The organism is Bradyrhizobium sp. 23 (assembly GCF_023073295.1).
GTDB classification, from domain to species: domain Bacteria; phylum Pseudomonadota; class Alphaproteobacteria; order Rhizobiales; family Xanthobacteraceae; genus Bradyrhizobium; species Bradyrhizobium canariense_D.
The window spans coordinates 227,694-238,793 of sequence record NZ_JADPJF010000058.1 but is presented as its reverse complement, the minus strand read 5'-3'; the positions used below and the strand labels follow the sequence as shown (position 1 = coordinate 238,793).

Annotated in this window: 14 protein-coding genes and 2 pseudogenes; 7 read left to right on the top strand and 9 right to left on the bottom strand. The window is 62.3% G+C overall.

Annotated elements, in window-relative coordinates; translation table 11 throughout:
- Window positions 1-81 precede the first annotated feature (81 nt).
- Genes IVB32_RS14770 through IVB32_RS14760 form a run of 3 tightly spaced genes read left to right on the top strand, consistent with a single transcriptional unit; the run spans window position 82 to window position 2,647 of the window.
- Complete coding sequence (locus tag IVB32_RS14770) at window positions 82-1,002, top strand: sugar ABC transporter permease (protein ID WP_018459407.1); 921 nt, start codon at window positions 82-84, stop codon at window positions 1,000-1,002.
- Window positions 999-1,808: a carbohydrate ABC transporter permease gene (locus IVB32_RS14765; RefSeq protein ID WP_026233799.1), complete on the top strand. Its 810-nt coding sequence runs from the start codon at window positions 999-1,001 to the stop codon at window positions 1,806-1,808. The genes IVB32_RS14770 and IVB32_RS14765 overlap by 4 nt, the downstream gene beginning before the upstream one ends.
- Window positions 1,808-2,647 (top strand): endonuclease/exonuclease/phosphatase family protein, encoded by an 840-nt coding sequence (locus tag IVB32_RS14760; RefSeq protein WP_085385585.1) that lies wholly within the window; start codon window positions 1,808-1,810, stop codon window positions 2,645-2,647. The genes IVB32_RS14765 and IVB32_RS14760 overlap by 1 nt, the downstream gene beginning before the upstream one ends.
- A 169-nt stretch (window positions 2,648-2,816) precedes the next feature.
- On the opposite strand, the gene IVB32_RS14755 is transcribed toward IVB32_RS14760, so the two are convergent.
- Together IVB32_RS14755 and IVB32_RS14750 are read right to left on the bottom strand one after the other, a co-directional pair.
- Window positions 2,817-2,954, bottom strand: a complete 138-nt coding sequence (locus IVB32_RS14755) for a hypothetical protein (RefSeq protein ID WP_018459404.1) — start codon at window positions 2,952-2,954, stop codon at window positions 2,817-2,819.
- Window positions 2,955-2,992: 38 nt separating this feature from the next.
- Entirely contained in the window at window positions 2,993-4,096 is a 1,104-nt protein-coding gene (locus IVB32_RS14750; protein WP_018459403.1) for a DNA topoisomerase IB, read from the bottom strand.
- A 260-nt stretch (window positions 4,097-4,356) separates the two neighbouring features.
- On the opposite strand from IVB32_RS14750, the gene IVB32_RS14745 reads away from it, so the two are divergent.
- Complete coding sequence (locus tag IVB32_RS14745) at window positions 4,357-5,181, top strand: ribonuclease HII (RefSeq protein WP_018459402.1); 825 nt, start codon at window positions 4,357-4,359, stop codon at window positions 5,179-5,181.
- A 31-nt stretch (window positions 5,182-5,212) separates the two neighbouring features.
- Here IVB32_RS14745 and IVB32_RS14740 read toward each other — a convergent pair.
- From IVB32_RS14740 to IVB32_RS14725, 4 genes and pseudogenes are all read right to left on the bottom strand, one after another.
- Window positions 5,213-5,386 (bottom strand): annotated as a pseudogene (locus tag IVB32_RS14740) (DNA ligase); the annotation flags it as partial.
- A 238-nt stretch (window positions 5,387-5,624) separates the two neighbouring features.
- Complete coding sequence (locus IVB32_RS14735; protein WP_018459400.1) at window positions 5,625-5,963, bottom strand: hypothetical protein; 339 nt, start codon at window positions 5,961-5,963, stop codon at window positions 5,625-5,627.
- A 64-nt stretch (window positions 5,964-6,027) separates the two neighbouring features.
- Window positions 6,028-6,291: a GlsB/YeaQ/YmgE family stress response membrane protein gene (locus tag IVB32_RS14730; protein ID WP_018459399.1), complete on the bottom strand. Its 264-nt coding sequence runs from the start codon at window positions 6,289-6,291 to the stop codon at window positions 6,028-6,030.
- Between the two features lie 24 nt (window positions 6,292-6,315).
- A complete protein-coding gene (locus IVB32_RS14725) occupies window positions 6,316-6,774 on the bottom strand; it encodes a YidB family protein (RefSeq protein WP_026233798.1) in 459 nt (152 codons plus the stop codon).
- Here IVB32_RS14725 and IVB32_RS14720 point away from each other — a divergent pair.
- From IVB32_RS14720 to dusA, 3 genes and pseudogenes are all read left to right on the top strand, one after another.
- Entirely contained in the window at window positions 6,756-7,088 is a 333-nt protein-coding gene (locus IVB32_RS14720; RefSeq protein WP_247370877.1) for a hypothetical protein, read from the top strand. The two genes, IVB32_RS14725 and IVB32_RS14720, sit on opposite strands and share 19 nt — an antisense overlap.
- 59 nt (window positions 7,089-7,147) lie before the next feature.
- A pseudogene (locus IVB32_RS14715) lies at window positions 7,148-7,237 on the top strand (DUF3606 domain-containing protein); the annotation flags it as partial.
- 199 nt (window positions 7,238-7,436) lie between these two features.
- A complete protein-coding gene (gene dusA / locus IVB32_RS14710) occupies window positions 7,437-8,432 on the top strand; it encodes a tRNA dihydrouridine(20/20a) synthase DusA (protein ID WP_256466578.1) in 996 nt (331 codons plus the stop codon).
- 33 nt (window positions 8,433-8,465) lie between these two features.
- Here dusA and IVB32_RS14705 read toward each other — a convergent pair whose 3' ends face one another.
- The 3 genes from IVB32_RS14705 to IVB32_RS14695 are packed head-to-tail and all read right to left on the bottom strand — an operon-like array spanning window position 8,466 to window position 10,892.
- On the bottom strand, window positions 8,466-9,020 hold the full coding sequence (locus IVB32_RS14705) for a TIGR02281 family clan AA aspartic protease (RefSeq protein WP_018459395.1): 555 nt from the start codon (window positions 9,018-9,020) through the stop codon (window positions 8,466-8,468).
- Between the two features lie 28 nt (window positions 9,021-9,048).
- The gene (locus tag IVB32_RS14700) at window positions 9,049-9,252 is read right to left on the bottom strand and encodes a DUF1289 domain-containing protein (RefSeq protein WP_018459394.1); all 204 of its coding nucleotides are present in this window, start codon (window positions 9,250-9,252) and stop codon (window positions 9,049-9,051) included.
- Window positions 9,253-9,296: 44 nt separating this feature from the next.
- Window positions 9,297-10,892: a HAMP domain-containing sensor histidine kinase gene (locus IVB32_RS14695; protein WP_018459393.1), complete on the bottom strand. Its 1,596-nt coding sequence runs from the start codon at window positions 10,890-10,892 to the stop codon at window positions 9,297-9,299.
- Window positions 10,893-11,100: the final 208 nt, after the last annotated feature.

The following is an 11,100-nucleotide window of genomic DNA, read 5'->3' as shown; positions in this document are numbered from 1 at the left end:
CAGCAGTCCGACCGCGTCTTGCGCGCCTACAAATAGGGACGTGGCGGGATGGCGCGCCACCGCCATCCCGCCGGCTCACAGATGTCCGACTCCATCGCCTCATCGCCGATTGCCCCGCGCCGCGTCCGATCGCAGGCGTGGTGGAACGCCGTGAATGCCTGGCTGCTGCTGTTGCCGGCGGCCGTCCTGCTGATCGCATTCACGCACTTTCCGATTCTGGCGACGATCCGGCATTCGCTATTCGTCACACGGCGGAACGGCACGGACGCCTTCGTCGGGCTTGACAGCTATCGGTCCATGGCGGCCGATCCGATCTTCTGGAAGGCGCTGGTCAATAATTTCTGGTTCGCGCTCGGCACGATCCCGACCTCGATTGCCCTGGCCCTGGTGATGGCGATCTGGGTCAATCGCAACATACGCGGCCGCGGCTTTCTGCGACTGGCCTATTTCACGCCGACCGTGCTGCCGATGATCGCCGTCGCCAATATCTGGCTGTTCTTCTACACGCCGGATTACGGGTTGGTGGATCAATTGCGCGGCCTTTTCGGTTTCGGCGGCTGGAATTGGCTGGGCGATCCCTCGACGGTGATGGGCTGTCTGGTCGTGATGGTGATCTGGAAGGAGGCCGGCTTCTTCATGATTTTCTACCTGGCGGCGCTGCAGCAGCTCTCGCCGGACCTCGAAGAGGCCGCGTCCATCGAAGGCGCGAGCCGGTGGTATACGTTCCGCCGGATCACGTTCCCATTGCTGATGCCGACCACGTTGTTCGTGACGATCAACGCAGTCATCAACTCCTTCAAGTTGGTGGACCATCTGGTCATCATGACCAAGGGCGGTCCGAACAACGCCAGCACGCTGCTGCTCTACTACATTTATGAAGTTGCCTTCACCTTCCAAGATTCCTCTTACGCGGCAACGCTGACGGTTGTGCTTCTGATGCTGCTGAGCTCGGTTGCGCTGATCAAGTTCGGTTACCTCGATCGCAGGATCCACTATCAATGAGAGGCCGGACACGCCCCATTGAGGCCGTCGCAGCATGGCTCCTGGCTTTGATCTGGCTTGCCCCATTGGCCTATGCCTTTTGGAGCGCGCTGCATCCGGCCGCTTACGCCACGTCGTTCAGCCTGTCCGCGCCCTGGACGCTGGAGAATTTTGCCCGGGCCTGGAACCAGGCGCCGTTCGCTCGGTACTATCTCAACACGGTGGTGCTGGTGACGCTGATCCTGGTTGGTCAGCTCATCCTGTCGACGCTGGCCGCCTATGCCTTTGCGCGCTTCAGGTTCCGGGGCAGCGGCATCGCTTTCGCCCTCGTTCTGCTCCAGCTGATGATCATGCCCGACGTCCTGATCGTCGAGAACTACCGCGCGATCGCAAGGTTGGGATTGCTCGATACGATCCCTGCGATCGCGCTGCCCTATCTCGCGAGCGCCTTCGGCATCTTCCTGCTGCGGCAGACCTTCAAGGGTGTGCCCCAGGAGTTGGTCGAAGCCGCGCGGGTCGAGGGAGCGGGTCCGCTCGGAATCCTGTGGCGGGTCTATGTCCCGCTGGCTCGCCCGACCTATGTCGCCTTTGGCCTCGTCTCCGTCAGCTATCACTGGAACAATTTCCTGTGGCCGTTGATCGTCACGAATTCGGTGGAAGCGCGGCCGCTCACCGTGGGGCTTGCCGTGTTCGGCGCGCCTGAGACCGGCGTGGATTGGTCAGTGATCACGGCGGCAACCGTGATGACGATGGCGCCGCTGCTGATCGCGTTTCTGCTGTTCCAGCGTCAGTTCGTCCAGTCATTCATGCGTGCAGGCATCCGTTAATGAGACTTCTCACCTGGAACATACAGTGCGGAAAGGGCTGCGACGGCGTGACCGATCTGGCAAGGATCGTTGCCGTCGCCCGACAGACGCTCGATGCGGACGTGTTCTGCTTCCAGGAGGTGAGCGCGAACTTCTCGAGATTTGGTGATGGAGCGGATCAGAGCGAACAGCTGGCAGCCCTTTTGCCCGGCTACTCCGCAATATTCCGGCCCGCGATCGAAACTGTCGATCCTGATGGCAACCTCCATCGCTTCGGTAACATGACGCTGTCGAGGTTGCCGGTGCTGCAGATTGCAAACCATCTGCTGCCATGGCCCGCCGCAGCCGCGGTGCGGAGCATGCGCCGTCACGCCCTGGAGGTGACGGTTCAGGCCTCGTTTGGCGTGGTCCGCGTCGTCAACACGCATCTCGAGTTCCATTCGGCCGGCCAGCGCGAGGCACAGATCGCTCGCCTGCTGGATTTGCAGGAGGACGCGTCAATGAGTCCGAAGCAGGCCGGCTCCCGGCACGATGAGCCGTATGAAAGTCAGACCGTCGCGGCGTCGAGCCTGCTGTGTGGTGATTTCAATTTTGACGTTGCCGACCCTCAGCACGCATTGATTGCCCGATCTGGCCGGCCTGGTCTGGCGTATCGGGATGCATGGACCGCCGATCGTCCCGGCCGCGCGCGTGCGCCGACTTGCGGAATCTACGACCGCGCGCAGTGGGCCGAGGGGCCCGACTGCCGCGACTTCATTTTCGTGACGGAAGATTTGACCGGCTACGTTCGCAGCATCGAGGTCAACGAAGCGACGGATGCATCCGATCACCAACCCATTGCAATCGAAGTTTCGGAATAGAGGAATAGAGGAGCTACTAAAAAGTTGTCGTTGCAAGGGGGGCTTCCTCGGTCTACATCGCGATACGTCTGAACTCGGTCAAACACGCCACGATGAACGCGACGGCGGCTGACCCCAAAGCCCCGCCTGAATTTATGCACTCTGGCAGGTGGGCCAACACGTGATTGATTCAGAAGGCGTCCAATGCCCTTTTACGTTTGGCCGAAAGCGCGAAGGCGGCAAGCAAGCCGACAATAACAAGCACGCCGGCCAGCTTCTGTTCGCCTTCGACAGCTTCCGGCACCTGCCGAGGCGTGCGCGCAAGCATCGAGGAGGACGCGGGCGTCCGGAGACTGGTACGCGAGGCTAGGCGGGCGCCTTCAGAGAATTGAGACGCTTGCGGAGAAATGCCAGCACCACGATCTCGTCGGGAGTGAGCTTGGCGTACTGGCGCTTGAACTTCTGCGCGATCTTGGCATCAATCATCTTCACGAGGTCACCAGACATGTAGGCGTTCAGGACTTCCGGGTGCACGTAGCACTTGCGGCAGATCGCCGGTGTGTTGCCGAGCTGCTTCGAGACGCTTTCGATGGCGGCGACGACGTTGCGCTTCGCCTCGGCCTGGCTATCGTACTTCTTGAATTCGGTCAGGGCCAACGCTGCCAGAACCGTTCCCGCCCAAGTCCGAAAATCCTTGGCACTGAAGTCCTCGCCCGTGATATCCTTGATGTAGGCGTTGACGTCGCCGGAATCGACGGTGCGGGGCTGTCCGTCGTCGTCCAGGTACTTGAAGAGCTCGTGTCCGGGGATCTCCGCGCAGCGCTTCACGATCGCGGCTATCCGCTTGTCCTCGATGCGAAGCTTCCACTGTTTGCCCGACTTGCCCGTAAAGTCGAACCGAAGGACGCCGCGCCCGACCGCGACGTGCTTGCGGCGCATAGTGGTGAGCCCGTAGGACTTGTTTTTCTCGGCATACTCGGCGTTGCCGACCCGGATCAACGTCTTCTCCAGAAGACTGGCGATCGTGGCCAGCACCTTCTCGCGGGGCAGTCCGTCCCGCTTCATGTCGGCGGCGACCCGCTCCCGCAGCGCTGGCAGCGCGGCCGCGAACTGGATGATGTGCTCGTACTTGTTCTGGTCGCGCAACTCGCGCCATTTTGCGTGGTAGCGGTACTGCTTGCGGCCCCGCGCATCGAGCCCGGTTGCCTGGATGTGGCCGTTCGAAGACGGGCAGATCCACACGGATTCGTAGGCCGGCGGGATGCCGATTGATTTGATGCGTCGGATGACGGCGGCATCGGTGATGCGCTTGCCGTCCTTGTCGTAGTAGCTGAAAGTGGTTCCAGTCCGCTTGCGCGTGTACCCCGGCGCGGAGTCGCTGACATACCGGAGGCCTTCTTCCGCGATGGTGGCCGCGACCCCCGCGGTGCGGTCCAGAACCTCTTCTTCGTTGCTGGTTTGTCGGAGCATGGGCCGGTCCCCTCGGAAGCACCCTGGGATCGAGGCTCCACTCATTCTAAAGGGATGAAGACACCGGTTGGTTCAGCTCGGAGGTCGGTGGACGCGAGGTGTGGATCAGTGGCCTCCAGAACAGCGGGACCTCAGATGGAGAGCCGGTCCGGTTCTTTCGACAAGGCGCTGCGCAGTCGATGACGGCATGGTCTAGCTTCAGACAATCGCCACAAATTTCACCGACACGCTTCCCGCAGTCAATCTTCAGGAAGGCCGCCATGTCCCAGTATTCACTCGATGAATTGCGGCGGCGCTATGTCGTCGAGAAAAGACCCCTCGAGGCCAGCGTCGAGCAGGTCTTACGGGCCGACGCCCGCGCGGGAGCCCGTGCCATCCTGGCTTCCATCGATAAACGGCGCTCCGAAAACAGGTCCGAAGGGCAGCGCCTGCGAAAGATGCTCCGCTTCGAGACCTCTCTCTGGGCAAGCGGCCATCATATTGTGGCAGGCGTGGACGAGGCGGGAATGAGCCCTCTCGCCGGGCCAGTCTCCGCCGGCGCCGTGATCCTGAAACCCGGCACGCGGATAATCGGAATTGACGACTCGAAAAAACTCGATGCCGCCGCTCGCGAAGAACTCGCGAAGGAGATCAAGGAAAAGGCAGAGAGTTGGTGTGTGGCATTCGTCGAGGTCGAGGAGATCGACGCGATCAACATCTATTGGGCAGGCATCCAGGCGATGCAGCGTGCGGTCCGGGGGCTAGGGTTGGCGCCGCAGCACTTGCTGATTGACGCGAAGCGGTTGAAAGAAATCGAGATCCCTCAGCAGTCCATCATTAAAGGCGACGCCAAGTCCGCCAGCATCGCCGCCGCCTCCATCCTCGCGAAAGTCGAGCGCGACCGCATAATGCGGACGCTCGATGTGCGTCACCCCGGCTACGGATTCGCGGATCACAAGGGCTACCCGGTGCCGGCTCATTATCAGGCGCTCGCCAGGCTTGGTGCATGCGCAGCTCACCGGAGGTCGTTCGGACCAGTACGCAAGGCCCTCGGACTGCCGCCCCTGCCGCCGTGGCCTTCGGCATCCGAGCGCACCGCTGGTTGAACTCCTGGGGTCCACGTTTCGTCTCGGCGTACTATTTTCGCGGCCATTTCTTTTCGCGAACGACGTCCTTGGCCAATTTGTCCGACCTCAGGCCGAGATAGACCGGCTGGCGCAGCTCGCCCTTGCTGGTCCACTCCGCTAATTTCACTTCCACGACCAACGAAGGATGCACCCAGGTCGTGACCCGCTCATCCTTTACTTTGGCTGCGGTGCTTGCTGAACGCGATCAGCTTGTGGCGCGGCAGGAGGGCCTTGAGCCGGTGCTTGCGCTATAGTTCGGCCGACATCGTCAGCCCGCAGGTCCGTCAGGGCGACATTTAGGCGTTCACCTATAATCGTCAGCAGGCCAAAGGTCAGCGCGGGCGAGAACAATGAAGGCAGGGGCGATGAATGCGCAGCTGCAACATTCGTTTGCGGCTGCGCCTGTTCGAAACGTTCAGACGTCACGTTTTCGGACTTGGCTGAAGCATAGGTGCGGCTTGAGGAGTTTGGGGAGGTGTCGGATTGCTCTGCTGCTGAAGCGCCGCGGGGTCGCCGCCCGCATGAGGAACGCACGTACCGATGTTGCTGAGCAGGCGTTTGGCCTGGAGGTCGCGCACCTTCGTGTATTCGCGTCTTCGCTCGATATTCGCGGCGGCCCATCGGTCCCAGACTTCGAAGGCGTCGGTATAATGTTTCCGCATCTGCTCCTCGGCGGCAAGGCAATCGGCGAACTTGTCGAACACCAGGTCGGTGTTGACCGGGGTCATGCCTCCTACCAGGACAACGAGCATCCATTTCATCTTGCCGATCGCCTTTCACACCGGGCGAATTCTCCGCTGACGCGCAGAATTCCGTGCACTGTGGTTAGATGGCCCGACGGCTGCGACCGGCTACAAAACCGTAGACGAAAAGCACGATGATGGCGCCTACCACTGCCCCCACTAGTCCTGCGCCTTCTCCTGGCCGGTACCAGCCGAGAGATTGGCCAAGATAGGTCGCAACGAACGCGCCCACTATTCCCAGGATGGTGGTCAGGATGAAACCCGAGGGCTCGTTGTCGCCGGGCATGATGAACTTCGCGATGACGCCTGCGATGAAACCGATGATGATCGTCCAGATGATGCTCATGTCTCTCCCTCGATCGCTGTGGTGTTATCCCGCCGATGAAGCCGGAAGACGTCCATCAGGCGTGTATTTGTCCACGGCAGTCGGAAGCTCTCGGGACAAACGGTCGAGAATCTCCTGCTGCGACAAGCCGGTCTGCTGCTCCAGTTTTTGAAGGACGTCCGGACCGATAGCCTGCTGGAGTTCGGGCGGGGTGACTTCGCGGTTCGGCCCCTGATTGATCCAGGATTGAGCCACATCGCCTTGCCCGTTCTGCCTGAAGTGCTCGAGCAATTCGCCGATCCCGCCGTTCAGCAGCGAACCCACGCCTCCGGTGCCCGCTAGGCCGCCAAGGCTGCCGAGCATGCCGCTCAGGGAATCCTTGGCACCCGCCGGCTGGCCGGAGGTCGCATTGCGAAACATGTCCGCCAGCTTGTCCCGATTTTGATACCCCGCGATTGCGAGCATACCCAAGAGGGCGGTCATCGATGGCATTCCGCGGCTCATTTTCGGCTCCTGAGTTCAACGATCGGCAACCAACCTACGCTGGGCTGAGAAGTTCCAAGTTTTCCCGAGCCGTGGGTTTTGGAAAGGAGGATCTAGAGAAGCATCTGCAAGAAAACGGGAGCGGGCTCCGGGGCGAAAGTCCGGAGCAAACCAGCTCGCGCGACGTGCGCCAAATGGCCGCTTTGCTCATGCGGCGCGACGAAGCCTTCGTGCAGGCGGTCGAGGAACTGAAAATGGAAAAGCCCACCAAGTTGGAGCCGCGATGCTGCGTCGCTCGCGTTCGTTCGGCCTCGCGCTCGCAACAGCTTCTTTGAAGGAACTCGCGATTCCTTGAAGCGTCGCACCGCGATGAGTTTCGCGGACGGAGGAGCAGATGGCAGCGAAGAAGGAGACCGCACGGGGACGCAAACAAGATCGCGCCCGCGTGGCTAACGGCCAGGACTACGAAGTGCGATACGATTCCTCCTGACTTGAACGCGCCAGCTGCCCGACTTGAGCTTCTTAAAGGTCGGCACCGCGTGTGCGCTCCACCCGGATTTCATGTGCGCTAGTGTGCACCGGGAGATCAAACGCGGTACAAACGTGTGCAATTTTGGCTAGTTTGGAGTGCACACGTGTGCACTTGTTCCTGCTCTAGTCCATTGTAAGGATAGGATAACTACTTGGAATATCAAGAATATCGCTTTTCCGTGGCGCCCATGATGGATTGGACCGACCGGCATTGCCGGGTGTTCCACCGTCACCTGACGAGGCGGGCGCTGCTCTATACGGAGATGCTGACCACTGGCGCCATCATTCATGGTGACCGGAAGCGGCTGCTTGGGTTCGACCTGGTCGAGCACCCGGTCGCGCTTCAGCTCGGCGGGTCGGATCCACGCGAGCTGGCGCTGGTGGCGCGGATCGGCGAGGAGTTGGGTTATGACGAAATCAACCTCAACGTCGGCTGCCCCTCCGACCGCGTGAAGGACGGCCGTTTCGGCGCTTGCCTGATGGCAGAGCCTGATCTCGTGGCGAGGTGCGTCGAGGCGATGAAGGGTGCGGTGGCCGTGCCCGTGACCGTGAAGTGCCGCATCGGGATCGACGACCAGGATCCCGAAGTCGCGCTCGACAACCTTGCGCACGCAGTCGTTGACTCCGGCTGCGATGCGCTGATCGTACATGCCCGGAAAGCATGGCTCAGCGGTTTGTCACCGAAGGAGAATCGCGACATCCCGCCGCTCGACTATGATCGCGTCTATCGCCTCAAGCGCGCGATGCCGGATGTGCCTGTCATCATCAACGGCGGCATCCCCGGTGTCGACGAGGCAAGGGCACATCTCGATCACGTTGACGGCGCGATGCTTGGACGAGCCGCCTATCAGGAGCCGTGGCGGCTGCTCTCGGTCGATACCGACATTTTCGGCGAGGCGGCGCCGCATGCCTCGATGCAGGATGCGCTCGAAGGGATGGTGCCCTACATCGAACAGCAACTCGCGCGCGGCACGAGGCTGCACTCTATGACGCGGCATTTCGTCGGCGCATTCCACGCCGTCCCCGGCGCGCGCGCCTTCCGCCGGCATCTTGCCGAGCAGGGGGTGAAGCCGGGCGCTGGCCTCGAGGTGCTACGCGAAGCGATTGCGCGTGTCGGTGCGCGCGCACCGGCGGAGGCGGCGGCCTAGCCGTAATCGCATGACGAGCCGGATTGCAAGAGTCTAGTCGACTGCCAGGCGCGAGCGGCGGCGACTGGTCTGGAGCTCCGGATAACCCGTGAGCATCAGCCTGTCGGCGCGCACGCCCCAGCTCTCCAGGCGATCGAGGAAGCTCATGCCGAGCAGATTGGTCTTCATCTGCCCGCGCTGCACGACGAGGGCTGGCACCGATTTCTCGACGAGGTGACCGACGGAGAGGCGGTCGATCGTGAGGCGGGCCGCCTTGGTGTGACCGCCCGCGGTTTCGAGATCGACGTCGTATTCGAGCATCTCGAGCGGCAGCCCGATCGCCTTCGCGGTTTCCCAGGTCAGCACCACCGAGGTCGCGCCGGTGTCAATGACCATCGGTGCGGCCACGCCGTTGATCTTCGCGCGCAGCGCGAATTCGCCGCCCTGGCCGCGCGGAATCTGCACGGCGGGCGCGGGCGCTGCGGTCTGCGTGCGAAAGATATGCGAGACCTTGCTGCTCGCGCGCGCGATCTGGTCGGAATCGCCATAGGCGACGACGGCACCGGCCGTGCAGGCGAGCATGATGAAGACGAGCAGAAAGCGGATCATTGCGCATTTCCAGATGCGCGCCGACCGGTCAGGTGTGTTTCGGCGATCCCGCGATGGGCGGAAGTCCAGCCTGATTCATGCGCGCCGGCAACAGCGCCATGAGGGCGAGCCGCTCCGCGCTCTCCATGGCGTGCCAGCGCGCGATCTCCGGCAATGTGCGTCCGCAGCCGAAGCACAGCCTGGTCTTGGGGTCGATCATGCAGACCGCCACGCACGGCGTTTCTTTGCTCATTGGGGCATAGTGGCGGATGGTCGGGCATGTCTGCAAGCATCTCGTTACGAGCCCGTACCCGCGCTCATGATCGGCTTGCGGCGGGGCCGGCGCTTCTCGTCCGCTACCGCGGAACTCTCGGGTTGGAGCGGCGGAGAATCATCCGACATCGGCGCCAGCGCGCTCATCACGCGCTCGGGCGGGAAGGTGACGATCACTTCGGTGCCGATGCGCAGCTTCGATTTCAGCGTGAACGTACCGCCATGCAGGTCGACCAGATTCTTGGCGATCGGCAGGCCGAGACCGGCGCCCTGTTCGGCCGACTTGATCGAATTGGAACCTTGGCCGAACGATGCGAGCACGACCGGGATCTCGTCCTCGGGAATCCCGGAGCCGGTGTCCTTCACCGAGAGATATTGTCCGCCTGAGGCCGTCCAGCCGGCCTTGAGCCAGATCTCGCCGCCCTGCGGAGTGAACTTGATCGAGTTGGAGAGCAGATTGAGCACGACCTGGCGGATCGCGCGCTCGTCGGCCCACAGCCGCGGCATCGCCTGCTCGAACACCTCGTGGATGGTGATGCCACGGCTCGAGGCGCGCAGCTTCATCAAATGATGGCAGTCGGCGACGATGCCGACCAGCGAGACCGCTTCCTCGTTGAGCTCGTAGCGGCCAGCCTCGATCCGCGACAGATCGAGGATCTCGTTGATGAGGTTGAGCAGGTGGACGCCGGAATTGTGGATGTCGGCCGAGTACTCCTTGTAGACCGGCACGGCATGCGCGCCGAAAATCTCGCTCTTCATCACTTCCGAGAAGCCGAGGATTGCATTGAGCGGCGTCCGCAGTTCGTGGCTCATCTGCGCCAGAAAGCGCGACTTGGCCACATTGGCGGATTCGGCGCGGTGGCGCGCTTCGTCCGAGATCGCCTTGGCTTGTTCGAGCTCGCCGATCAGCGCGTCCTTCTCGGCCCGCGCCTCGAGCGTGGCGAAGGTCGAAGAGTGCAGGCGGTGAGCCAGCAACACGAAATAGCCTTCGGCGGCGACGGCGAGCGCGGCCAGGATGTAATTATCCAGCGAGCCAGTCATCACGAAGCTCAGCGCCATCGCGACCGCGACCGGTGCGGTGGCGGCGAGGGCGGCGATCGGCAGATTGGCGGCCAGCATGCTTGATACTGCGATCACCAGCAGCATCAGGAACATCATCAGCGTTTCCGTGATCATGTCGAGCACGGGATGGATCAGGATCGCCATCCAGCAAAGGCCATAGAGCAGGTCGAGCACGACGAAACGCGTCTGCCATGCGCGCGTTGCCGCGGGCGAGGCGGGCTCGGCCAGGAAGCGGTGGCAGCTGCGGATCATTGCGGCATGAATGCAAAGCATGCCGGCGGTCCAGGCCGCGGCCGGGATCGGCTGCATCCACAGCCCAAACAGCACGCCTGTCGCGACCACAAGCAGCATCACGACATAGGAGGCCGACAGCCGCGTCTGGGCGTACTGGCGCAGCATTTCGGCATCGAAAGCCGGCCGGGTTCCACTGGTCGACGTTAACTTATCGCGCGCCTCGCGCACCCGCTGTGCCGCAGCCCGGCGATGGCTCGCCGACGGCACGCTCACCGGCTCGGCCGGAAGCTGCACAACCTCGGGCTTTTCAGCGGGTTTACTCATCGCACAACAACAATTCCTGCCCGCGCGGGACGGGCCTTCTGCATTGTCTATCTCTGGCAAGAAATCCTTAAGAGGTGACTTAAGGAGCTAAAGAATTACGTTAACCCGGCGTTAATTTTGGATCCGGCGTGAGCCGCTCAATGCAGCGCCGCGTGCTGCGCGATGTACACCACGGCGCCCGCCAGATAGCCGGCGAGCGCGGGAACGG